Raw genomic sequence first — 22982 nt, forward strand, 5'->3', positions numbered from 1 at the left:
AGGGAATGGGGGTTTTAAAGCCTCTCCCCTGGTAGGGGAGAGGTTTGGAGAGGGGTCTGTTTACACATTAAAAACTTTTAAAACATCCTCTAAGGTGAGGCAGAGCCTCTGGGGGGCATTCCCAGCCGGAGTCTGGGAACGAGAGAAAGAGTTACACTTGACGATTCACTAAAGTTGCGCTGGCTTGGTCAACAGGCATAAGTATGACTTCGTTAATATTAACATGACTGGCTCTAGTGGCACAGAAAAATATCACATCAGCGACATCATCAGGAGTTAGGGGTTTAACGCCTGCATACACCTTTTTAGCCCGTTCTGTATCACCATGAAACCGGACTTCACTAAATTCTGTTTCTACCATTCCAGGGTCAACAGATGTCACTCGCACAGGAGTTCCTAAAAGGTCTTGTTTTAAGCCTTCAGAAATGGCTTTAACGGCTGCTTTCGTCCCACAATAGACATTACCACCAGGATAGGTTTGATGCCCCGCAATAGAACCGATATTGATAACATGACCATGATTCCGTTCTACCATTCCTGGTACAACATAACGGGTAAGGTAAAGCAAACCCTTGATATTAGTATCTATCATTTCTTCCCAGTCTTGAAAATCGCCTTCATGTAATTTACTTAAACCGCGACTTAAACCAGCATTGTTAATGAGAATATCAATATTTTTCCAAGATGAGGGTAAGTTAGCAATAGCCGATTCTACCGCCAAGCGATCGCACACATCAAGTTGCAATAAATGGATTTTGTCCGCTGCGATATCTAAAGAATCAGCTAATTGTTGTAACCGTTCCCACCGTCGTGCAGCTAAAATCAGTTTTGCACCAGCATGAGCAAAAATCTTGGCACAAGCAGCACCAATACCGCTACTTGCACCAGTAATAAAAACAATTTGATTTTGCATGAATTTGTCAGTTGTCAGTTGTCAGTTGTCAGTAGGGGCGAAGCATTTGGAAGATAAATTATCGATCATTGCCAAAAATACTTCTCCAAATGCTTCGCCCGTACAGTTGTCAGTTGTCAGTAGGGGCGAAGCATTTGGAAGATAAATTATCGGTCATTGCCAAAAATACTTCTCCAAATGCTTCGCCCGTACAGTTGTTAGTAGGGGCGAAGCATTTGGAAAATAAATTATCGGTCATTGCCAAAAATAGTTCTCCAAATGCTTCGCCCGTACAGTTGTCAGTTGTTTTTCTTTGCCACTGACCAATCACCAATCACCAATAACTACTTCTTAACTACTTGTAACCGTTGAGTAATAATAGTCATATCTTCACCTCTGCGAATTACTGCGGAAATCCATTGAGGTCCGGGAGTAGAGGGTGCGCGTCCTATTTTGAACAGTCCACCAGAATTGAGAAATTCTAAATTTGCAATTGTGGGGTTGAGAAGTTTATTACCTTGAATGGGTTCTTCTATGGCTGTTCCCAGCAGAAAATCCTCACCTAATGGTTCTTTGACAATGGCATCAAAACTATATTTTTCACCAACTTTTACCTGTTGTGGTAATTTAATTTCTACTTGGGGTGGTTTACTTCCAGCGGTTAATTGAGTCCGTTCTGATAAAATATCTTGATGAACGATTTTTGAGCCTGTGACTTTTTGACGCGATTTAATAGTAGAATTGAGAGTTAAATTATTATTACCAGATGCAGATAAACCGCTAATAGTGGTGACAGTATCCGCAATAATTGTATTGCCTTCCGATTTCCAGGATTCTAGCTTGGTCGTGTAACGCAATTTAGGATATCGTTTCCAAAGTCCTGTTAAGGCTTGTTCCATTGCTTTGCGGTTTAAGCCGTCACCATGAGTAAATGTAGGGCTATAAAATTTCATTACACCATTGACATTACCTTGATTAGCAGCATTATCAATTTGTGTTAATAGATTCGTGAGTGTAGCGGGTGCATTTCCGGTTTGACCAGCTTGAGCCAATTGCCAAGTGCTGGATAAACCAATTGCCAGTAAACTGGAAATTAGGGAAATACTCACAGTTAATGTTTTATTACGTTTCATTAATAAAGGGATAATTTTAGTCATAAGGAAGATTTTACTGATTTGATGAGACAAGATCAGGAATTTGTTTTATCTTAATGAAATTAGGCGATAAATGGTATAGTCGGGAATGGTAAATCCATCAATTAGATTACTTATAGCAGCTAGTGGGACAGGTGGACACTTGTTTCCGGCGATCGCATTGGCTGAAAAACTGCCAGAATACAATATTGAATGGCTGGGTGTGTCAAATCGGCTAGAAACTCAGTTAGTTCCCCAGACATATCCTTTAAATACGGTCGCTGTTGAAGGTTTTCAGCAAGGTTTGAGTCTTGGTTCTATCCGCACCTTGTGGAAATTGATCAGCTCGATTCTCAAAGTCAGACGTATTCTTAAACAAGGAAAGTTCCAAGGAGTTTTCACCACAGGGGGTTATATTGCTGGACCTGCGGTAATTGCAGCGCGTTCTTTGGGTTTACCTGTGGTTTTTCATGAATCCAATGCTTTACCGGGAAAAGTTACCCGCTTTTTTGGTCCTTGGTGTAATGTGGTAGCGATAGGATTTGATGTAACTACTCAATATTTACCTCGGACAAAAACTGTCTGTGTGGGTACTCCTGTTCGTTCTCAATTCTTAGATGAGCCTGTTAATAACACTTTAGATTTACCTATTCCTAATGGTGTTCCTCTAATTGTGGTGTTTGGTGGTAGTCAGGGGGCTGTAGCCGTAAATAAGTTGGTGCGACAGTCCGCGGACGCTCTGTTTCAAGCCGGTGCTTATATTGTGCATTTAACGGGTGATAATGATCCCGACATTAACAGTCTTCAACATCCTCAATATATAGCCTTGGCTTTTTATAATAATATGGCGGCTTTGTTGCGAAGAGCTAATTTAGCTATTAGTCGTTCCGGTGCGGGTAGCTTGACAGAATTGGCAGTTTGTGGTACTCCAGCAATTTTGATTCCCTATCCCTTTGCAGCGGAAGATCATCAGTCTTATAATGCAGAGGTGTTTACTAAAGCTGGTGCGGCTTTATCCTTTAAACAGTCGGATTTGACTCCAGAAATATTTACGACTCAGGTTTTGAATTTGTTGCAATCTCCGACAGAATTAGGGAGAATGGCAGAGAAAGCTGCATCGATCGCTGTTCCTGATAGTGTAGATAAATTGGCAAGTTTGGTGAGAGAAGTGATCGAAAATTAATTCCCATTAACTCCAAATAGTCATTCCTAAATTGTGAGCATTTGGCGATATAGCGCGGTAGGATAGATAATATCTCTCAGACTTGCAACAATAATTTACAAGTATTACAAAGATAAGTAACACTCTAAAAGATTTTTCAGCCGCCATTACGGTGGATTAATGGCTATATTTACATTGAACAAGGAAAATTGTGAACTTTTGTAGCGATAGTTTGACTTTTTGCCATTAAAGACAGATACAAAAGGCGTTTTTTAACAGTAAGAAGTAGCCTATTGTAAGACACTGACACCTGTTGTCATCAGTTTCTGATATTCGCAATGTGACTAATTTGCTGAAATGGAAAATAATCACAAAAAATAACGAATGGCACGGAAGCCACTTGGCTTCAGACAGTGGAGGAAGTGCCAGAGGCTCTATTTATTCGCAGTGACATGATAGAATTAATTAGCAAGTAGGAATAACCATCAACGCAAAGAAGTGTTTTATTAAGGAGAAACCCCTGATTTATCTCGTCTCGGCATAGCCGTAGCCTGGGTAAACAAGCAATGGTAAAGCATGGAGCGTTTAACACTAAAAATTGATGGACTCGGAAAGCACTAAATCAATCCAAAAGTAAGCACAATTGCAATACCTATCGTACTGGTAATTGTTTTGAGTGTCTAGGGGGATACTTGATTGTCCCTTTTAAGCAAGTCTTAAAGAATCTGCGTGTCTTCAGACCGCAGAGTGTCAAAACAGTTTGACGAAGCTAAATAAGGAGAATCGGGGTTTGGGAATGGAACGGTGGAAACAAGACTTCAAAAATGACCTGATTGCTGGTTTGCTGGTGGTAATTCCCCTCGCAACCACCATCTGGTTAACAATTACCATAGCCACATGGGTAATTAACTTTCTCACCCAAGTTCCTAAACAACTCAATCCCTTTGATGGCTTAAATCCGATTTTAGTAAATATACTTAATTTACTAGTAGGATTAGCCGTGCCATTATTAAGTATTTTGGCTATTGGCTTAATGGCTAGAAACATTGCTGGACGATGGTTATTGGATTTCGGTGAGCGGCTATTGCAAGCCATTCCTTTAGCTGGACAGGTATATAAAACCCTCAAGCAACTATTAGAAACTCTGTTAAAAGATTCTAATGGCAAATTCCGCCGGGTAGTCTTAGTAGAATACCCTCGTCCGGGCATTTGGGCGATCGCCTTTGTTACTGGAGCAATGAGCAATGAAATCCAAAGTCAAATATCTCGTCCTGTAATTAGCCTGTTTATTCCCACTACACCCAATCCGACCACAGGATGGTATGCGATAGTACCAGAAGAGGATGTACTTAATCTCTCTATATCTGTTGAAGATGCTTTTAAAATCGTTGTATCTGGTGGTATAGTGTCCCCCAATATCCAGCCTTCTCACCTCCCTGCACTGTCAGCAATATCATCTTTGGAAATAAAACAGCAGGAAATTCCAGAAATAGAAACTAAACTCGATACCAACCTAGCAAAGTGAGCAAAAAATAGATAAGCTAATTGTTCATCTGCGCTAGAACTCACATATTTTTCATCATCCCAACTGTATGCAGCATCGTAAACCCCAACAAATAGCCCGCGAATTGGCACTATTAGCCTTGAGCCAATTACCAATCAACCCTAAAAAACTAGAAAGCCTATCAGACGAGCAATTAGTTTCTAAGCTAGTTTTAGGAGCAGTCCGGACTCTCACAGTAGAGGTACAGGACACATTGAACAATGCCGCAGGAGAACTGCAACGGAGTAATGATCGCCTATTGACCAGCGAAACGAGAGCTGCGGATTTGAATACAGCTAGAACCATGCTGAAAGAGGCAATTTCCTATACCCAAATAGCTATCAATCAATTAGGTACATCTGTTGATTTTCCAGAATTAATTCAGTCGGCCAATCAAAATAAAGAAGTTCGTAATTACGCTAAAGCGATTATTATTACTGTCAGCGAGAACCATCAAGCTATCGAAGAATCTATTTCTAATGCTTTAGTAGATTGGCAAGTTACCCGTCTAGCTCAAATTGATAGAGATATCCTCCAAATAGCCACCGCAGAAATAAAATTCATGCAAGTTCCCGACAGCATTGCTATTAATGAAGCTGTAGAATTAGCTAAACGCTACAGTGGAGAAGATGGCCACCGTTTTATTAATGGTGTTCTCCGTCGAGTTAGTGAACAAAAACAAACTGTTTAAATTGGTCATTGGTCATTGGTCATTGGTCATTGGTAAGACTTTTATTCTTTCTTTCTTTCTTTCTTTCTTAACTCCTGACTCCTGACTCCTGACTCCTATCCTAATTAAATTTTTATCTAAAATAAACTACAATGGCTTTTAATTGGTTTCGTCGTCCAAATAATGAATCTGCTGATACTCCTGAAAACCAATCTCAGGAAGAAACACCCGCAGTAGAAGCAACTGAACCAGAAACAACCGCACCAGACACGGCGGATTTGTTGGCTTTTGCTAAAGCTGCTTATAAAAATATTCAAGAAAAACAACAACTAGAGACAGAATTATCTGTAGCGGTTGAAGAAGATACTATCAGTCAAGAAATAGTAGAAACTCAAGTAGGGGAAATAACTGCACCGATAGAAATAGATGCAACCATCGCAGAAATTACTGAAGATGTTGTTAATGAACTACAACCAGAACCAGAATTAGCTAATTTATCTTTTTTAGAACGGGCTGCGGCCGAAAGACAAGCTAAACAAGAGAAATTAATTGCTAGCGCGATAGAAACCGAAATTCCCGAAATACAGATAACTACCACAGCACCAGAAATAGAGATTCCAGAACTGGTATTTGATGATGGGTTTAAGTGGTCAGCAAAGGTTTTAGCCGCCCAAGGGAGAAAAGCTGAAGATATTTCCCTGGAAGAAATTACTTGGTTGAAAAAACTCCGTCAAGGTTTAGATAAAACTCGGCGGAATATTCTTAACCAACTAAAATCAATTGTTGGTCAGGGTCCTCTTAATCAAGAGGCTGTCAATGAAATTGAATCATTACTTCTACAGGCAGATGTGGGGGTAGAGGCAACTGATTATATTATTAGTGCGTTACAAAAGAAATTACTCGCAGAAGTTACTCCCCCAGAACAAGCGATCGCTTATCTCAAAGAAATTCTCCGAGATATCCTAGATGCACCCTTGCAAAATCAAGACAAACCTAGTTTTGCACCGGCAAAAGACACCCTGACCATTTGGTTAATTACCGGAGTTAACGGGGCGGGAAAAACTACCACCATCGGTAAAATTTCTCACCTAGCACAGAAATCCGGTTACAAGTGCTTAATTGGTGCGGCGGATACCTTTCGGGCTGCGGCTGTGGAACAGGTCAAAGTTTGGGGTGAGAGAAGCGGTGTTGAAGTTATCGCCAATCCTGGGAAAAACACAGATCCGGCAGCCGTGGTGTTTGATGCGATCGCTGCTGCTCAATCTAGAGAAACCGAACTACTATTAATAGATACCGCTGGGAGACTGCAAAATAAGAAAAATCTCATGGACGAACTCAGCAAAATCCGCAAAATCATTGATAAAAAAGCCCCCAATGCCCGTGTAGAATCGCTGTTAGTTCTTGATTCTACTTTAGGACAAAATGGATTGCGACAAGCTGAAGTATTTTCCCAAGCAGCCCAACTCAGCGGCGTTGTTTTAACCAAATTAGACGGAACAGCCAAAGGAGGTGTCGCCCTCGCTGTTGTTCAGCAATTAGGCTTACCCATTCGTTTTATTGGGGCTGGTGAAGGAATTGAAGATTTGCGTCCATTCTCTAGTCATGAATTTGTAGAAGCATTGTTAAGCGATTAATATCGTCGCCGAAAAATAATTGTCCTCAGACTAGTAGTCTGTCAATCCAAAAATGACGGGTAAAGGCAAGTAGGGGAGTGGGGGGAGTAGGGGAGGGAAAAACAGAAGTTTTTTCCTATCATTATCCGTCAAAATAAATTTGACGAACTACTAGAAGTCTGGGGCTAGACAAACAAATTCCAAATTCTGCGCGGAATCTATAAAACCCGCCTTTATATCTCAAGCTATAATCAAAAGTGAAATTATCTTTAGAGAATGAGAAATGACGCTAAATAACTTATTAGAAATTCAAGGAATTATTCACCGCGATTCCGAAATTATGGGTGGAGTTCCTGTTTTTGTGGGAACTCGTGTTCCTTTACAAACATTTTTTGACTATCTCGAAGGGGAGAATGGATTAGCTGAGTTTATTAGTGATTTTCCCTATCTGGAGACTCAAACTATGAAAGTCTTGGAAAATACAGCTAAATTGATCATCGCTCAAGAACGCTGTGCTTAATGATTATATTACTAGATGAAAATCTTTTGAGTAAAAAACTCAAACAACCTTTTTTAAGGAAAGGCGACATAGTTTACAATGTTAATGATATGGGATGGCGTGGGTTGAAAGATCGAGAAATTATTGATTTAGCTGAAAAATATCCTTTTGATGCCTTTATTACAGCCGATAAAAATCTTCCCTATCAACAAAATTTAACTAATATAATTTTGAGAATTATTGTTTTAGATTCTCGCAGCACTCGTCCTGATCATTTACTACCTTTAATGGAAAAAATTAGTGAAATTATCTCATCTTTATCAGTAGGATCTTCTGTATTGCTCAATGATATGGGTGAGATTGAATCTATTGGTTAATAGTTTATATTAAGATGAATCTGCACAAAATAAGCCTTAAAGAATAATTGAACGCAGATAAACGCAGATAAACGCAGATAAACGCAGATAAATGCAGAATATTAATGTCCTTTGATCAGCTAAATCCCCCGCAATGTCACACTTATATTTAATCCCACGCTTTAATTCAAATGTTAGTATAAAAATATACTGAATTTAGAGCATTAAGCAAAAATAAGCGAAATTTTTCCATAAAAGAAATCTATCTAAGGAAACATTTCGAGAATTTATGGTATATAGGTTAAATGTTTGTAGTCCATAATTGAACAAGTTTTGATGGCTCTACCGCTCCCTTTATGATATTTTCGGTAAAATATCCCTGAAACCCCTACACCGATTGGATTTGAGGTTTTAATATTTTCAAACCATGTACACCAATGGTTTTGGATATATTAAAAGGATGTTTGATCATAAGGGGAACGGTAGAACCGTTTTGATTAAAAGCATGATGACAACTATGTTTTAACCAAAATTCCAGCAACACAAAAACCATGAATTAACTCACTGAAAATCTATCTGGTTTTTTAGTTTGATGATTCTTAATATATATTCTTTCAGGAATAGAGGTAATTTTGCTAATCGCAAACTTTTATTTCTCAAGATATATGAAGGGTTGATTCAGTTGTGAAAGAATTAGGGGCTGTTAATTAATCATAAAAATGACCGATTCCCAAAGATTTATTTTTGACAAATTAGAGAATTTATCATCATGGAAAATTAACCATCAAAAATGTCCTCAGCATTAACCAAGACTTAAAAAATTACCTTCAACATTTCTTCTACTCTTGCTAAAATCACGAATTTCGTTGAATATGATCTCACAATTTATCAAGAAAGAGTATTTATAAAGAATCACACATTTGCTATTCTCAACTGCAATATTAACCTGTGTCACAATTTCCCCCCCATCCTACTGATAGTAATAGCAGCACCACCACAGATGTCACTCCTGTGGTGGCACTCAAAGAACTTGTGTCCAGGCTGCATCGAGAACAAAATAAAATTCAAGACTTGCTGAGTTCCTTAGGATTTGCCCTCAGAAGCTTTAATAATTTAAATCAGTTTTTGGAACTGATTCCCCTCATGGCTACCAGAGTGACAGATGCGGAAGGTAGCGCACTTTTTCTTTATAAACCCAATGGACAAATTAGATTAGAACAACTACATTGGCAAGATACTCAGCAACGAAAAAATATTAGAAAAGCCCTAGAAACTGCCAGTAGTCAAATTACTCTTTTAGTTAATTCTGCTCCTGCTGCCATTTCCACAGGCATTCTAGATGACCAAATGCACGCCGTTTTAGGTCCAGATGTCCAAATCTTTGGGACAGCTATTTTAGTTAAGCATACAGAACGGGGTTGGCTGTATGTTTTGAGTCGTGATCCAGAATATAGTTGGACAGAAACTAGACAAAAATTAGTGCGGTTAGTGGCAGACCAAACCGCAGTTGCGATTGACAATGATGAATTATCTGTAGAATTAAGAAAAAAAGCACGTTTAGATCAAGAATTAGAAATTGGTGCAGAAATTCAACGCCGACTTTTACCGCGTCAATGTCCAAATATTCCTGGTTTGTCTCTAGCAGCCCGTTGTAAACCGGCTAATCATGTTGGTGGTGACTACTATGATTTTATTCCCACTAATCAAAACCAGTTAAAGTCCAAATCACAAGCATCTCCAGAAAATGCCAGTTGGGGTTTGGTAATTGGGGATGTGATGGGTAAAGGTGTTCCCGCAGGTTTGATTATGACGATGTTGCGGGGAATGCTACGAGGTGAAGTATTGCATGGTAATTCCCCAGCGGGAATTTTGCAAAATTTGAATCGGGTTATGTATGCGGATTTGGAAAATTCCCACCGCTTTGTGACGATGTTTTATTCAGAATATGACCCGCAAACGCGAATTTTATCTTATAGTAATGCCGCCCATAATCCGCCTTTATGGTGGCACTCAGCGACAAAAACTGTGAGCCGTTTGGATACGTTGGGGATGTTAATTGGTTTAGATGCCAATAGCGAATATGAAGATGCTCAGGTTCAGTTAGAATCTGGGGACACAGTTATTTATTATACTGATGGTTTGACTGATGCAGCGGCGGCTGGTGGCGATCGCTTTGATGAAGATAATTTTGTTATATCCTTCAGAACGGCTTGTAAGTATTGCAATAGTCCCCAGGAAATTGTGGAATATCTATTTGATCAAGTTCAGCAATTTATCGGTGCTGATAGGCAAAATACCGATGATATGACGTTGGTGGTTTTGCAGATTGTGTGATTGTTATGGTAAAAATTCTATATCCAGAATTTGATTCACGTGTCAGGTAAATCCGCTGGGAGAGCGATCGCTACCAATACTTACGCAAAGACTACATAACACAAGATCCCCGACTTATTTAAGAAGCCGGGGATCTGACTTTTGCAATCTCCACAAATCAAATATAACTTCTATTCTTCAGGGATTGAATTTACTCCTGCTTTTACCATTTTTCCGCCCAATAGATAATTTCTGAAGATGCAACATCAATTGCAACTCCATGACTATTACCATGATTCCATTTTGCACCAGGTTGGCTTTTATCTTCGGCTTTTAATACCAATATTTCATAACTGCTAGGAAAGGTTTCTGTTTCTGAATCGCTAGTATAAAAGAATGTTGTCGGTACGCCGTTGGGTTGGTTACTATGAGTATTTGTATTCCCACCTTGGTATTGATGCTGAGAGATTTTTTTGTACTGTGTCAGGAGGTTTTTAATCTTTGCTTGTGGTTCTTTGATCCGAAGTTGTAAAGAATTACTTCCTGGAGTTAATCCTGAAGCATAAGCCATTTGTAAAACTTGAGAATCACTAGGAATTTGTCCGGGAAAATGTTGAATTTGTTGAATATCAGCCCATTGGTGGTTACGGATTTCTTGATATTGTGATGTATCAGTAATTAACTGTAATTGTTTGGTTTTACTAGCAACTTTACTCATCCAGAAACTGCCAATAACTAGACCAAAACTACCCAGGGACAGTAAAATTATTGGAGCGAGTTTAACTAAAATAGATCGCTTCATTCGGTTGGTTGCATCTAGCTTGTAGATTAATATCCCAACCTTTAAAACAGTAGTCCTGATAGTTTTGAATCTAGCTTGAGTTAGATTGACATAAAAATTTTGATTTGGTTAAATTGATGACAAATTCACAAAGAACCAAGAATCATTCCCGCTAACATTAAAAAACCAATCCAGACATTTTGGCGAAACATTTCTCCATAAGCAGGATGAGGAATTTCAGGCTGTTGTAAGCGGATAATTTGCCAGATCCAGCCCATACTAGCCAAAATTAAACTGATCCAAAATGCTGTGTTTAAATTAACTAATAAACCGACTCCAGCTAAGAGAATAACCGTACCAATCAAGAAAACAGCGATCGCTGTAGGGGCATATTTACCAAAGAATAAAGCGCTAGAATTAATGCCAATGCGTTGATCATCTTGGCGATCGCTCATGGCATAAATGGTATCAAATCCTAATGTCCATAGTACCGTCGCGCCCCAAAGCAACCAAGTCGGTGCTGTAATATTAGCTGTAACAGCACTCCAACTAATTAAAACCGCAAAACCCCAAGCAATCGAAAGCACCAATTGGGGAACAGGAAAGACCCGTTTCGCACCGGGATAAAGGACAATTACTGGAACTGCGGCCACAGACAACCAGAAGCTTAAAGGGTTAAGATAGAAAGCGACAACTGCGGCACAGACGAGGGAGACTATTCCCACCACAATCCCAACTTGAACGGAAAGGGCGCGAGATGCAAGCGGGCGATCGCGTGTTCTCTCAACTTGGGGATCAATATCTCTATCCCATAAATCATTAACTACGCATCCAGCCGCACTGGTGGCGATACTACCGAGAATAATCACTCCCACTAGGGGGATAGGTGGTTTACCCGCAGCGGCTAAAAATACCGCCCACAATGCGGGTATCATCAGAATTAACCTCCCTTCTGGTTTATTCCACCTTAACAGCCGGATAATTACAAGCCATAATGGTTCTGGGTTGGTTTTTGGTGTCTCCAACATATTTGCTTATTTAACATATCTTTACATTTATAGAATATCGTTATTTGCTATTTGTCCTCCAGTCCCTATTCATCTATTCAGAGAATAACAAGATGGTAAATTTAGTCTCCGCTAACTGGGAAAATAAACCTAGTGAATCAGTTCAAGAAAATCAGATGATTGCAGCCATTGATATTGGTACAAATTCTTTGCATATCATAGTGGTGAAAATTGAAGCAACTTTACCATCTTTTACCATTATTGCCAGAGAAAAGGAAACGGTGAGATTAGGCGATCGCAATTTAATTACTGGCGAATTAAAACCGGAAGTGATGATGAAAGCGATCGCCTGTTTAGGAAGATTTAAAACTCTTGCTGACAGCTTAGGGACAAATAGTATTGTTGCTGTGGCGACAAGTGCAGTCCGGGAATCTCCCAACGGTCAAGATTTTCTCCACCAAGTCGAAACCGAAGTCGGTTTAAGCGTTGACTTGATTTCCGGACCCGAAGAAGCCCGTCGCATCTACTTAGGTGTATTATCGGGGATGGAATTTAACAACAAACCGCATATCATAATTGACATTGGTGGTGGTTCAACAGAATTGATTTTAGGAGACAGTGAAGAACCTCGCAGCCTCACCAGTACAAAAGTTGGTGCAGTGCGCTTAACTGGGGAATTAATCGCCTCAGATCCCATCAGCGAAACCGAATTTAAATACCTCCAAGCTTACGCTAGAGGAATGCTAGAACGTTCTGTGAAAGAAGTGCAAGGAAAACTCAAAATTGGCGATTCTCCCCAGTTAATCGGCACATCTGGGACAATAGAAACCATCGCTACCATCCATGCGCGGGAAAAATTAGGTCTTGTTCCTTCCACCCTCAATGGGTATCAATTCAGTCTCCAAGACTTGCGAACCTGGGTAAATCGCTTACGCAAAATGACCAATGTAGAACGGGCTACCGTTCCCGGAATGCCAGAGAAAAGGTCAGAAGTAATACTTCCAGGGGCAGTAATTTTACAGGAAGCAATGACCTTGTTAGGAGTACAATCCGTAACAGTCTGTGAGCGGTCTCTTAGGGAAGGCGTAATTGTAGACTGGATGCTAACTCATGGCTTCATTGACAACAGACTGCGGTTTCAAAGTTCCATTCGGGAACGCAGTGTATTAAAAACTGCCAAAAAATATCAAACTAACTTAGAACATAGCGAGCGCATTACCGCTTTTGCACTTAATATATTTGACCAAACCAAAGGACAATTACATTATTGGAATGCAGATCAACGTCAATTACTATGGGCTGCTGCCATTTTACACAATAGTGGTCACTATATCAGCCATTCTGCACACCACAAACATTCATACTACTTAATTAGAAATGGTGAATTACTCGGTTATAACGAAACCGAAATCGAAATTATTGCCAATATAGCCCGTTATCACCGCAGATCTCCACCCAAGAAAAAACATGAAAGCTATCAGAATCTATTGCACAAAGAACATCGGACAATGGTTAATCAACTCAGTGCTATTTTAAGGTTAGCTGTTGCTTTAGACAGAAGACAAATAGGGGCTATTTCTCATGTTCAATGTGAATATATTCCCAACTTCAAAGAATTTAAGATGTTGATATTTCCATCATTAATTGATGATGAATGTGCCTTAGAAATGTGGAGTTTAGATTACAAAAAAGGAGTTTTTGAAGAAGAATTTGGTTTAAGATTCATAGCAACATTAATGAATAGATAATTTTGTACCTCATTAGACCAGGAAAAGTTACAAAAAAAGGGAACAGGGAACAGATAAGAAACACTCATTTGCACCAGTTTAGAGCTTCTGTCAAAAAAAAAGATGTTTTTAAAAGATGGGTAAGCACCAAAAAAACAGTGTCATTATTTCAATCTCATGTTTCTAAACATGAGTTTTTCCTGTTAAAAAGTTGCCCGTTCCCTGTTCCCTCTGAAATTACAATCGCATTATTTAACCCATTTACTCAGAGTAATTCCCAAAAACTGTTCTAATTGAGTGATACTATTAAGATGATTAATGATAGCATTAAGTTCTTGATTTTGAGCATCAACTAAACTTTTTTCAAAATTAATAATATCCGTCATCGAAATATTACTACTTAATCTCATTCTTTCCTTAGCATTTATCACTTTTGATGCTGCTAACTTTCGTGCTTGCTGTGCTAATTCAATTTGTTTAAAAGTATCTTTAACATTACGAATTTTATTTCTTAACTCTTCATTTAAATTATCCTGAGTTTTTGCTAGAGTATAATTAGCATTTTGTAAACTAATTTCACTTTTAACTACAGCATTATCTTGACTGAGATTACCAAATTCACGATTTAATATTAAAGACGAACTTAAATTATTTGTATCTTGAATATTAGAAGCACTATTAAAACCATAACTCACATTTAATTTTAAATCCAATTGTTGTTGATTTTTAGCTTCTGTTATCCCAAATTTAGCATTTTCTACAGCATTAATAGCAGCAAGATAACCAGTGTTATTAGCTTTAGCTAATTCTAGCATTTCTGTAAAAGCTGGTAGATTTAAACTTTTTGGAGGTTCAGGAGTCTCAATAGCAATTAGTTTTTTTGTTATCGGTAAATCTATAGTTTTAGTTAATTCAGAAATTGCTTGTTCTAAAATTGATTGTATATTCAGTAAATTTACTTCTTGTTGAGCAATATCAGCTTGACGCTCAACCAGATCATTTTTACGAATTCTCCCAAATTCAAATAATGCTTGTAATCTATCTAAATCTTTTTTAGCATTAGCAAAAGATAATTGTTCAATTTTTAATCTTTCCTGAGCTAACAATAAACTTCTATAACTAACTATAGTATTAGTAATTATTTGAGAAGTAGTATTTTTTATATTTAAAATATTTGCATTTTCTGTCAATTTCGCTCTTTGAATACTCAGAGTATTTAATTGTGTACCAAAAGCCTTTAATAAAGGTTGACTAAAATTAAGATTGACACTTTGACTTAGAGTATTTGTATCTGAAGAAGTATCTAATAAGCTACTACGAGATAAAAGATTTTGTCCTTGCCATGTTAAACTTAAATTACCACCTGTAGGAATTTTCAAATTAAAATTAGCACCTAAAAGAGCAGTTGTGTTGTTATTCTTATTATTACCAGTTTGATTATTGTTCAAATTTAAAGATAGCTGTGGTGTAAAAGTTGGATTAAATTGAGATTCAGTTTCAGCTAATTGTTTTTGATCTAAAATACGTTGGAGATAAGCTATTTTTAAATCTCGATTATTTTGTAAAGCTAAATAAACAGAATCAGCTAATTTTAACGGTAACTCCTGACTAGAGTTATTTAATAGTAATTCCAAATCAGAATTAGATTTTGGTAAATTTTGTTGATTCGGTATATCTTGACATTTTCCTAAACCCGGAAACAGTAAAATCAAAAGCAAAGATGATATTGGTAATAAAAAACGATTCATAGTAAAAAAAATTAAGTAGGTTGGGTTGACGCAAGGAAACCCAACATTAACATTATTCTAAACCTTGCTTATTGAGAGCGTAAAGCCTCAACAGGATCTAATTTACTAGCTCTCAGCGCAGGTAAGAAGCTAGAAATAATACCCACCATAATAGCAGAACTGAGGGAAACTAAAGGAGTTTCATAACCAAATTGATAGGGTAAATTCAAGAGAGTTACAGTTATAATTGTAATTCCTTGTACCGTAGCTATTGCAATTATTCCTCCTGTCATACTAATAAAAGTTGCTTCTAGTAAAAACTGAATTAAAATATTTTTTTGTGTAGCACCAATAGCGCGTCTTAAACCTATTTCTGGAGTCCGTTCTACAACTGATGCTATAGTAATATTAGCAATTCCCACACCCCCCACAAATAAAGCAATACTTCCAATAAGTAACAGAATAATAGTCACACCATTTAAGACTTTTTCTAAACTTTTCACCTCTTCAACATTGCTAAAAGGGTAAATATCTACATTAGGGAATCTTTTCTTTAAAATGCTAGTTGCTTGATTTTGGAGTTGTTCTATATTTTCTGGATTCTTGGGAGTAATGGTGATTTTATCAAAAAAAGGACTTGATTTGAGAGATTGATAAACAGATAAAGGAATTAATATCAATCCTTGTTCTTCTCCCCATGAACTACTTTTTCTAGTTTGAATAATACCTTGAATATAATAAGACTTATTTTGAAAATAAATCATTTTTCCCAATGAATTTTTACCTTTAAATAGTTTTTGTGCGAGTAATTGATCTATAACAACAACAGAACGGATTTGCTGTAAATCATTAACTGTAAAAAACTTACCAGCAATTAATTTCCTTCCCGAAATAGGTAAGAAATCTGGTGTTACTGCTTGACTTTCCACATTGATTTTTTGAGTTCCCAAAAAAATAGCATCATTACCACCATTTTGTACAGGAGCGATATATTTCCAACCAGATAACTTTGTTTTTAACCATGCTAAATCTTCGCTTTGATATTTTTCTGGTTGAGACGTAACCGAGTTATAGGGAGACTGAATAGAAATTTGCGGAGATTCCATTTTTTGTAATTGCGTCTTTAAATATATTTTCCCAATATCACTTACTTGTAAAGTTCCACTCACAGCAAATACACCCATAAAGACACCTAAACTACTCAAAAATGAGCGCAAGGGATTACTGCGTAAAGAACTAGATGTTAAAGATAATAAATCATTGATGTTCATGGGGGTAAATATGTTAAATTGATTCTTTATCATCGGTAAGGGTTTAGCATTGCTAAACCCCTACAATATTATATTATTACTGCATTTTTATGACAACATAATCTCCCTCATTTAAAGGATTTTCTAAAGTGGGAATTAATATTTCATCTCCTGGTTTTAAACCAGATTTAACTTCAATATTATCTAATCCTTGTAAACCAGTTTTGATAATTCTTTTAACAGCCTTACCTTGTTGATCTTTTATCCAAACAAATGTTTCTGATTCATTTTCTTGAATAGCTTCACTAGGAATAACTGTCACATTATCACGTTGAGCGATAATTAAAGCAACTGTCACTGGAGTTCCCGGAACAATATTTTTATTAACTTGATCTAAACGCACAATTGCTGTAATTTTGACATTATCTACACCTTGATTATTATTCTGAGTATCTCCAGCTAATAAAGATATTTGTTGAACCTTACCAGTTAATTTCTGTGATTGAAAACCAACAATACTAATTTCAGCTTTTTGTCTAATTTTAACCTTAGTTGCGTCTAAAGGAGATAACTTTAATTCCACAATTTGTTGAGTAGGATCACCAATAACTAAAACATCTCCTTTCGGTTCAATTACATCACCTAATTTTGCTTGTAAATTGAGAATTACACCATCAATAGGAGCAGTAATTACTGTTTTTCGTAATTCCTCAGCAATTTTTTGACGTTGTATTTTGAGTTTATCTATTTCTCTCATAATTTGATTGAGTGCTAATTTAGCTTGATTTAATTCTTGTACAGCTTGGTCAATTTTAGTTTTAGCTTCTTTCAATTTTTGTTGAGGTTCAGATTTGTTATTTCTGACATCTTGCAAAAAACTTTGTAATTCTAATTTCTGTTGTTCTAAATCTAAATTACTTAAAGATAATTCATCTTTAGCATTACTTAAATCTGTTTCAGCTTGAATAACTTTCTTTTCTTGCTCTTTTAATTCAGTTTCCGAAATAAATCCTTTAGCGAAAAGTTGTTTATTTTCTGCTAATTTAACTTTTGATTCTTTTAAATCAGTTGTTTTAGCTGTTAATGCTTGTTGTTTTCTGGTAACTTCTAATTTACGCTTTTGAATTTCCCGAATTTTCTCATCTTTTTTCCTGTTAATATCATTTCCATAGGTAGTTTGAATGTTTCTATATTCTTGTTGAGTTTCTAATAATTTACTTTCTGCTCTTTTTAAAGATGATTGTTTATCAACAAGTTGTAAATTCTTCTCTTTCAAATCAGATGCAAATTCTTGTAATTTAATTTGTGTTTCTGTATCTCGTAACCGGATTAGAGTTTGATCTTTTTTAACTTTGTCTCCAATTTTGACTAAAACTTGTTCTACTGTTCCTGTGATTGGAGATTTAATATTTCTTTGATTATCTAATTTTAATATGCCACTTTCTCCGGTAATTTTATCTTCTACTTTGTTTTGAGTAGCTGTCACCATACGAACGGGGATGGTTTGAATTTTACTTTGGGTAAATATGGCAAAAATTAACCAACATCCAAGAGTAACACTTGTTAAACTTGCCGATATGGTTAACAATTTAAATCCTGGTTTGAACTTAAAGTTTTTCATTATATTTTATAAATACAATTGAAGTAAAGGCGTTGTAGGAAACGTCTCTACAAAAAATTTATCACAAATATTAATTGGCGTTGAGTTTCCTTGCGTTGTGTCAATACAACCTACATTTAACAAACGCTTCTACCACGATTTACAAATCTCTGTTATCTAGGACGAAAATATCCCAATATGCCCAAGTTAGCAGGTGTGCCAGTACGATAGCGAATACCACAACCACCCCAGTTGGATTCTTGAATCCTAATAGTACCATTACCATATACATCTCTGACTACAGCCACATGACCATAGTTACGTATTACGGGGTTGGAAACACGATTGTCAATAATGGCTACCGCACCAGGTGTGGGTTGACTACTATTAATTATTCTTCTCTTGTCTGCCAGTGTCCACAAACCATTAGGTAATGAAGGAACTTGACTTTTTGCGTATAGGACACAATTGCAAGCAGTAGATGCCTGAGCAGGGGAAGGGATACTAGTAGCTACAACAACGCTAGAGGTAGCAATCGCTGCAATAGCTAGTCCATTAGCAGCAAAGGATTTAATTGTTTGCCAGACTGTTGGTGATGTATTGATCATAAATTATTCTGGTGTTTTATCTAGTGTTTTAACTATTGACAAGTCATTTTTCTATACTGACTATTTCACGTTCCTTAAAAAAAACCACCCGCATTTCTACTGATTTTTTCTCAACCCAAGAGTATTGAATCTTCATGAAAATGGCATATTTATGAAATTATGGTGAAATTAAACAGATATTCTAAATTCAATATCAACGTAAAATTAGTTACAAATAAACACAACCTATATCACTATCATAAAGCTGTGAATAAGCTGTAAAGGTTAGCATTGAAAAGAATCTAGCAAAATAGTATTTTATGTAAATATAACTATTATTTTCGTTTTTAATTTATCATGCTGTGTGAGCAATTACGTAAGAGGTCGCACCCAAACTATTACAGCGGTTTTCGCTCTTATGAGGTACAAAGTTGAATCATCAAACTCTTGTGGTGCGGGCATCTTACCCACTAGATATGTAACTCATAACACTGAAAAGTGCTGTATCCGTTAAAATACTGATAAAACCTGCCTGTGAATCAGTTGGAACAATAAAAAATGCTTGTGGCATTGCTAAAAAATATTAACTTTGGCTTAACATATCAAAAAATGGATGAAACCGAAAAAAGCCACACCAACTTTAATGAAGCTATCCGACTATTCAACGAAATGGAAGCACCCAAGCAAATTGAGAAAGTGAAAAAAGCGAAAGCCCAAAATTAAGCTACAGAAAAATCTGTAAACTGCCGATATTCAGGACGAATAAAACCTAAAATAATATCATCCTTTCCTACTCCTAATTCCAATAATTCCCCAGTTATCCCCCTTTCCGTACCATCCCCTTCAATGCAGATTTTACCATCAATAATTCGCAAATGAAATACCACTGCATGAACTCTACCTGTTTTATCCCAACCCGTATCCATTAACAAATAATTATCAGATTCTTGATCACAAATACATAAAGCCTCAATTTGACCATGACTAGGTTTATATTGAGCGTGTTTTTTGACAACACTAACTATAATTTTTCTGTATTTATCTAACTGATCCATTGTACAATTACCTCTTGAATTGGATCAAAAATAATGTAATTAATCTGCTGTTGATCACTTAAAATATCTTGAATAGCTGGTTTTAGAAAAAAGTCTTGATAAGCAGCTTCAGGAATTGCTAAATATAATTTACATTCTTGATTAAAATTATTTATATGTGTCGAGTTTGTAGGGGTTTAGCACTGCTAAACCCCTACTATGAATTACTTAAAAATCCAAACTCGGCCAGTCTGGTTGACGATAATAGCGGATCATATTATCAAATTTTCGTAATTCCACCTTATCAATGAGAAAATCTGGAGTATCTAACGGCAATGATTGATTAAACTCACAAAACATTGTATTCAGATTTACCCGATCTAACTCTGGGGGAATTTCGCTAAAATACCCCAATGTTACATGAGCCGTAAAATGATAATGCTGCTCAATACCCAAGCCCATTAACGTGCGATTTTGATAAATTATCCGTCGGAACTGAATAATTTCCTCATAAGAACGTTTATCCTTTGGTACTAAACACACACCTACAGCCCTGGGCATCACAATCAACCCCAACATTTGCCAAGATATAGGAGATCCCTTTGTCATCAATTGCTGATATTGTTGAAACATCTCAGCCAACTGAGAATTCAAATCTTCAGCAAATTGGGGATTTTTTGTACAAGCATGATGAAAAGCACTATCCCAAATTAAATCTGCCACCGTCAGATGAAAACTAACAGCAGGAACAGGTACAATCAAATCACCACCAATGGGTAGCTCTAATAATTGCCGTTGATAGGCTTCTATTTGACCGTAAAAAGCAGCGTTTTTCAGGTCTTCTGCTGCTGGTGGGGTAATCAGCGTATAGCCTGGAAAGGGTGTAGCAACTCTTACTCCAGCATGAACCCGAAATTTAGAAGATTCCTGAATATGCTGAATCTGGGTTTTGTAAGCTTCTGGTAGCGTCATGTGTGCTACCCGATTTAAATAGGTTTGGTAGTTGTCGTCCAATCTTGATCACCTTGCGCTCTTTTGATAGATTGTAGGGAGATTTACTCAATTTGACCAAATTAATTTTTAATTTTAAATTGCTATGCCAATATATGTTTACTGGGGCGAAGATGATTTCGCCATGGAAAAAGCCGTAGTAACTTTACGAGATCGCATCCTTGATCCCCTCTGGACTAGTTTTAACTATACCTCATTTCCCGCAGATCAACCCGATTCAATAGTCCAAGCTTTAAATCAAGCAATGACACCGCCATTCGGGGCTGGTGGGCGTTTCGTGTGGCTCATTAACACCACTCTGGGGCAAAATTGTCCAGAGCCTATCCTAGCCGAATTACAACGCACTCTCAAAGTCATCCCCCCAGATTCCACTTTACTATTAACCAGTCGCAACAAACCAGATGAACGCCTTAAAAGTACAAAACTCCTCAAGCAATTTGCTACAATTTCCGAATTTCCCCTAATTCCTCCTTGGAAAACCGAACTTTTAGTCCAATCAGTTCAACAAGCCGCTCAAACTGTCGGTATAAAAATAAGTCCCCTCGTCGCCGAACTATTAGCCGAATCAGTAGGTAACGATACCCGTCTTCTCTACAATGAACTAGAAAAATTACGTCTTTATACAGAAGGTAGTGGCAAACCTTTAGATGTGAATACAGTATCGGAATTAGTCAGAAATACCACTCAAAACACCTTACAACTAGCAACAGCCATCAGAACTGGAGACACCCCAAAAGCCTTAGGCATCTTAGGTGATCTCAGCAATGCAGCCGAACCGGGTTTACGGATAGTTGCCACACTCATAGGTCAATTTCGCACCTGGTTATTAGTAAAAATGATGATGGACAGTGGTGAACGCAACCCCCAAGCCATCGCTCAAGGTGCGGAAATCTCTAACCCCAAACGCATCTACTTCCTACAGCAAGAAGTCAAATCTCTCCCCCTACAGCAACTCATCTCTGCCTTACCACTGCTATTAGAATTAGAAGTCAGCCTCAAGCAAGGTGCATCCGAAACCTCAACCCTACAAACTAAAGTCATCGAACTTTGTCAAATATGTCGCCGCATTTAATAACCCCATCAATATTAATATATTGATTCAATCTTGACTGGAACTTCTAATTCAGAAAATAATTCAAACTTATGATCAATCACATTTCCTGTTTGTCCTTCTGTGTCACCTGTATTATAATATATGCTCAAAATTTACAGTCTTCATTCAACCAAACGGTTGCAGCGAATTCTCTCTCAACCCTTGATTTTGGCAACTATTGCCACTGCAAGTCTGATATTCGCGACTTTCGGCTTCAATTCCCAAGGAATCGCTCAAACCTTAAACATCAACAATACAGAAGTAACTAACTATGCAAAAGCTGTATTGGGGATGGAACCAGTCCGTCAGCAAGCCTTTGAGGAAATAAAAAAACTCATCGGTAGCAAAGATGTTCCCCAAGTGATCTGTAATGATCCTACAAGTATCAATGCACTACCTGGCAAAGCCAAAGATATTGCCGGAAATTACTGCAACCATTCTCAAAAAATAGTCGAGGATAGTGGTCTTACAGTTGAAAGATTCAATAAAATCACCTTAGAAATCCAAAACAACAATAATTTAAAAAAGCAACTGTATAATACATTACTACATTTGCAAAAGGCTTCACCCTCAAAAACCTCCAAATAAGTAATCTCAAATACTATGATCAGGATGGCAAAAAGCCATGATTATCACTAAAAATCAGGGAAACATAGAGTTTAAACCCCTTTATTGCCGATTGATTCCTTCGTCAACCTGCATTAGACCAAAAAGATAATTCCTGTTTTTTTACCTTACACAAAATCTTTTTAGCAGACTGATAACTTAGAAAATAGGCTGAATCCCTATTTTCACAAAGATTTCAGCTATTATTTTCCCCTGCCAAAAAAATATTTCCCAACCCCCTTGACAGGAAAAGGAAGGATTGCTATATTAGTTAAGTACCGGGGAGAGAAACGACTCCCGGCAACTGAACCGAGAAAAAATAATACTTTGAAAGAATAGATTAAACCAATCCTCGTCGTGAAGATAATTGCAAGAGGA

General features: G+C 37.2%; 25 protein-coding genes. 13 read left to right on the top strand and 12 right to left on the bottom strand.

The genetic code is table 11. The annotated features are described in order from the left end of the window. Positions 1-151 precede the first annotated feature (151 nt). The gene (locus tag AN490_RS10435) at positions 152-913 is read right to left on the bottom strand and encodes an SDR family oxidoreductase (protein ID WP_300002764.1); all 762 of its coding nucleotides are present in this window, start codon (positions 911-913) and stop codon (positions 152-154) included. Between AN490_RS10435 and AN490_RS10440 the strand changes: the two genes are divergently transcribed. Both AN490_RS10440 and AN490_RS10445 read left to right on the top strand, forming a co-directional pair. Next, positions 912-1058, top strand: coding sequence for a hypothetical protein (locus AN490_RS10440; RefSeq protein WP_300002767.1), 147 nt, complete (start codon positions 912-914; stop codon positions 1056-1058). The two genes, AN490_RS10435 and AN490_RS10440, sit on opposite strands and share 2 nt — an antisense overlap. Next, positions 1003-1215, top strand: coding sequence for a hypothetical protein (locus AN490_RS10445; protein ID WP_300002770.1), 213 nt, complete (start codon positions 1003-1005; stop codon positions 1213-1215). The genes AN490_RS10440 and AN490_RS10445 overlap by 56 nt, the downstream gene beginning before the upstream one ends. Positions 1216-1236: 21 nt before the next feature. On the opposite strand, the gene AN490_RS10450 is transcribed toward AN490_RS10445, so the two are convergent. Next, positions 1237-2049, bottom strand: coding sequence for a nuclear transport factor 2 family protein (locus AN490_RS10450; RefSeq protein WP_300002772.1), 813 nt, complete (start codon positions 2047-2049; stop codon positions 1237-1239). Positions 2050-2134: 85 nt separating this feature from the next. Between AN490_RS10450 and murG the strand changes: the two genes are divergently transcribed. From murG to AN490_RS10480, 6 genes are all read left to right on the top strand, one after another. Next, positions 2135-3208 (top strand): undecaprenyldiphospho-muramoylpentapeptide beta-N-acetylglucosaminyltransferase, encoded by a 1074-nt coding sequence (gene murG, locus AN490_RS10455; RefSeq protein ID WP_300002775.1) that lies wholly within the window; start codon positions 2135-2137, stop codon positions 3206-3208. A gap of 775 nt (positions 3209-3983) precedes the next feature. Continuing rightward, on the top strand, positions 3984-4712 hold the full coding sequence (locus tag AN490_RS10460; RefSeq protein ID WP_300002822.1) for a DUF502 domain-containing protein: 729 nt from the start codon (positions 3984-3986) through the stop codon (positions 4710-4712). Positions 4713-4779: 67 nt separating this feature from the next. Then, entirely contained in the window at positions 4780-5421 is a 642-nt protein-coding gene (gene nusB / locus AN490_RS10465; RefSeq protein ID WP_015080701.1) for a transcription antitermination factor NusB, read from the top strand. Between the two features lie 131 nt (positions 5422-5552). Further along, positions 5553-7034 carry a signal recognition particle-docking protein FtsY gene (gene ftsY / locus AN490_RS10470; protein ID WP_300002779.1) on the top strand — a complete coding sequence of 494 codons (1482 nt, stop codon included), beginning with the start codon at positions 5553-5555 and terminating at the stop codon, positions 7032-7034. A 262-nt stretch (positions 7035-7296) separates the two neighbouring features. Then, the gene (locus AN490_RS10475) at positions 7297-7533 is read left to right on the top strand and encodes a DUF433 domain-containing protein (RefSeq protein WP_015080699.1); all 237 of its coding nucleotides are present in this window, start codon (positions 7297-7299) and stop codon (positions 7531-7533) included. Continuing rightward, a complete protein-coding gene (locus AN490_RS10480; protein WP_271835943.1) occupies positions 7533-7889 on the top strand; it encodes a hypothetical protein in 357 nt (118 codons plus the stop codon). Before AN490_RS10475 ends, AN490_RS10480 begins: the two co-directional genes overlap by 1 nt. Positions 7890-8256: 367 nt before the next feature. Here AN490_RS10480 and AN490_RS10485 read toward each other — a convergent pair whose 3' ends face one another. Further along, complete coding sequence (locus tag AN490_RS10485; protein WP_300002785.1) at positions 8257-8421, bottom strand: hypothetical protein; 165 nt, start codon at positions 8419-8421, stop codon at positions 8257-8259. Positions 8422-8816: 395 nt separating this feature from the next. On the opposite strand from AN490_RS10485, the gene AN490_RS10490 reads away from it, so the two are divergent. Continuing rightward, positions 8817-10202, top strand: coding sequence for a PP2C family protein-serine/threonine phosphatase (locus tag AN490_RS10490; protein WP_300002788.1), 1386 nt, complete (start codon positions 8817-8819; stop codon positions 10200-10202). Between the two features lie 202 nt (positions 10203-10404). Here AN490_RS10490 and AN490_RS10495 read toward each other — a convergent pair whose 3' ends face one another. Beyond that, the gene (locus AN490_RS10495; protein ID WP_300002791.1) at positions 10405-10983 is read right to left on the bottom strand and encodes a hypothetical protein; all 579 of its coding nucleotides are present in this window, start codon (positions 10981-10983) and stop codon (positions 10405-10407) included. 125 nt (positions 10984-11108) lie between these two features. After that, positions 11109-11990, bottom strand: coding sequence for a 4-hydroxybenzoate solanesyltransferase (locus AN490_RS10500; RefSeq protein ID WP_300002794.1), 882 nt, complete (start codon positions 11988-11990; stop codon positions 11109-11111). Between the two features lie 92 nt (positions 11991-12082). On the opposite strand from AN490_RS10500, the gene AN490_RS10505 reads away from it, so the two are divergent. Next, a complete protein-coding gene (locus AN490_RS10505) occupies positions 12083-13717 on the top strand; it encodes a Ppx/GppA phosphatase family protein (RefSeq protein WP_300002797.1) in 1635 nt (544 codons plus the stop codon). A gap of 227 nt (positions 13718-13944) precedes the next feature. On the opposite strand, the gene AN490_RS10510 is transcribed toward AN490_RS10505, so the two are convergent. From AN490_RS10510 to AN490_RS10525, 4 genes are all read right to left on the bottom strand, one after another. After that, positions 13945-15444, bottom strand: coding sequence for a TolC family protein (locus AN490_RS10510; RefSeq protein ID WP_300002800.1), 1500 nt, complete (start codon positions 15442-15444; stop codon positions 13945-13947). Positions 15445-15512: 68 nt separating this feature from the next. Further along, a complete protein-coding gene (locus tag AN490_RS10515) occupies positions 15513-16694 on the bottom strand; it encodes an ABC transporter permease (RefSeq protein WP_300002803.1) in 1182 nt (393 codons plus the stop codon). 76 nt (positions 16695-16770) lie between these two features. Beyond that, the gene (locus AN490_RS10520; protein ID WP_300002806.1) at positions 16771-18261 is read right to left on the bottom strand and encodes an efflux RND transporter periplasmic adaptor subunit; all 1491 of its coding nucleotides are present in this window, start codon (positions 18259-18261) and stop codon (positions 16771-16773) included. A gap of 185 nt (positions 18262-18446) precedes the next feature. Then, the gene (locus AN490_RS10525; RefSeq protein ID WP_300002809.1) at positions 18447-18881 is read right to left on the bottom strand and encodes a CHAP domain-containing protein; all 435 of its coding nucleotides are present in this window, start codon (positions 18879-18881) and stop codon (positions 18447-18449) included. 537 nt (positions 18882-19418) lie between these two features. Between AN490_RS10525 and AN490_RS10530 the strand changes: the two genes are divergently transcribed. After that, on the top strand, positions 19419-19583 hold the full coding sequence (locus AN490_RS10530; RefSeq protein ID WP_300002812.1) for a hypothetical protein: 165 nt from the start codon (positions 19419-19421) through the stop codon (positions 19581-19583). Here AN490_RS10530 and AN490_RS10535 read toward each other — a convergent pair. The 3 genes from AN490_RS10535 to AN490_RS10545 are packed head-to-tail and all read right to left on the bottom strand — an operon-like array spanning position 19580 to position 20908. Beyond that, entirely contained in the window at positions 19580-19915 is a 336-nt protein-coding gene (locus AN490_RS10535) for a XisI protein (RefSeq protein WP_300002815.1), read from the bottom strand. The two genes, AN490_RS10530 and AN490_RS10535, sit on opposite strands and share 4 nt — an antisense overlap. Further along, entirely contained in the window at positions 19903-20070 is a 168-nt protein-coding gene (locus AN490_RS10540) for an element excision factor XisH family protein (protein WP_300002824.1), read from the bottom strand. Before AN490_RS10540 ends, AN490_RS10535 begins: the two co-directional genes overlap by 13 nt. A 52-nt stretch (positions 20071-20122) precedes the next feature. After that, on the bottom strand, positions 20123-20908 hold the full coding sequence (locus tag AN490_RS10545) for a DUF1868 domain-containing protein (RefSeq protein ID WP_213800277.1): 786 nt from the start codon (positions 20906-20908) through the stop codon (positions 20123-20125). Between the two features lie 82 nt (positions 20909-20990). Between AN490_RS10545 and holA the strand changes: the two genes are divergently transcribed. After that, positions 20991-21977 carry a DNA polymerase III subunit delta gene (gene holA / locus AN490_RS10550; RefSeq protein ID WP_168634291.1) on the top strand — a complete coding sequence of 329 codons (987 nt, stop codon included), beginning with the start codon at positions 20991-20993 and terminating at the stop codon, positions 21975-21977. Between the two features lie 123 nt (positions 21978-22100). Next, positions 22101-22586 (top strand): DUF4168 domain-containing protein, encoded by a 486-nt coding sequence (locus AN490_RS10555; protein WP_213710992.1) that lies wholly within the window; start codon positions 22101-22103, stop codon positions 22584-22586. The last annotated feature ends 396 nt before the right edge of the window (positions 22587-22982 follow it).

The sequence above is a fragment of the Anabaena sp. AL09 genome (genome assembly GCF_001672255.1).
GTDB classification, from domain to species: domain Bacteria; phylum Cyanobacteriota; class Cyanobacteriia; order Cyanobacteriales; family Nostocaceae; genus Dolichospermum; species Dolichospermum lemmermannii.

Bases quoted from the DNA above. Each gene is read 5' to 3' on its own strand.
- AN490_RS10440 (WP_300002767.1), top strand. From the start codon at position 912: ATGAATTTGTCAGTTGTCAGTTGTCAGTTGTCAGTAGGGGCGAAGCAT.
- AN490_RS10435 (WP_300002764.1), bottom strand. From the start codon at position 913: ATGCAAAATCAAATTGTTTTTATTACTGGTGCAAGTAGCGGTATTGGT.
- AN490_RS10445 (WP_300002770.1), top strand. From the start codon at position 1,003: ATGCTTCGCCCGTACAGTTGTCAGTTGTCAGTAGGGGCGAAGCATTTG.
- AN490_RS10450 (WP_300002772.1), bottom strand. From the start codon at position 2,049: ATGACTAAAATTATCCCTTTATTAATGAAACGTAATAAAACATTAACT.
- murG (WP_300002775.1), top strand. From the start codon at position 2,135: ATGGTAAATCCATCAATTAGATTACTTATAGCAGCTAGTGGGACAGGT.
- AN490_RS10460 (WP_300002822.1), top strand. From the start codon at position 3,984: ATGGAACGGTGGAAACAAGACTTCAAAAATGACCTGATTGCTGGTTTG.
- nusB (WP_015080701.1), top strand. From the start codon at position 4,780: ATGCAGCATCGTAAACCCCAACAAATAGCCCGCGAATTGGCACTATTA.
- ftsY (WP_300002779.1), top strand. From the start codon at position 5,553: ATGGCTTTTAATTGGTTTCGTCGTCCAAATAATGAATCTGCTGATACT.
- AN490_RS10475 (WP_015080699.1), top strand. From the start codon at position 7,297: ATGACGCTAAATAACTTATTAGAAATTCAAGGAATTATTCACCGCGAT.
- AN490_RS10480 (WP_271835943.1), top strand. From the start codon at position 7,533: ATGATTATATTACTAGATGAAAATCTTTTGAGTAAAAAACTCAAACAA.
- AN490_RS10485 (WP_300002785.1), bottom strand. From the start codon at position 8,421: ATGGTTTTTGTGTTGCTGGAATTTTGGTTAAAACATAGTTGTCATCAT.
- AN490_RS10495 (WP_300002791.1), bottom strand. From the start codon at position 10,983: ATGAAGCGATCTATTTTAGTTAAACTCGCTCCAATAATTTTACTGTCC.
- AN490_RS10500 (WP_300002794.1), bottom strand. From the start codon at position 11,990: ATGTTGGAGACACCAAAAACCAACCCAGAACCATTATGGCTTGTAATT.
- AN490_RS10505 (WP_300002797.1), top strand. From the start codon at position 12,083: ATGGTAAATTTAGTCTCCGCTAACTGGGAAAATAAACCTAGTGAATCA.
- AN490_RS10510 (WP_300002800.1), bottom strand. From the start codon at position 15,444: ATGAATCGTTTTTTATTACCAATATCATCTTTGCTTTTGATTTTACTG.
- AN490_RS10515 (WP_300002803.1), bottom strand. From the start codon at position 16,694: ATGAACATCAATGATTTATTATCTTTAACATCTAGTTCTTTACGCAGT.
- AN490_RS10525 (WP_300002809.1), bottom strand. From the start codon at position 18,881: ATGATCAATACATCACCAACAGTCTGGCAAACAATTAAATCCTTTGCT.
- AN490_RS10530 (WP_300002812.1), top strand. From the start codon at position 19,419: ATGCTTGTGGCATTGCTAAAAAATATTAACTTTGGCTTAACATATCAA.
- AN490_RS10535 (WP_300002815.1), bottom strand. From the start codon at position 19,915: ATGGATCAGTTAGATAAATACAGAAAAATTATAGTTAGTGTTGTCAAA.
- holA (WP_168634291.1), top strand. From the start codon at position 20,991: ATGCCAATATATGTTTACTGGGGCGAAGATGATTTCGCCATGGAAAAA.
- AN490_RS10555 (WP_213710992.1), top strand. From the start codon at position 22,101: ATGCTCAAAATTTACAGTCTTCATTCAACCAAACGGTTGCAGCGAATT.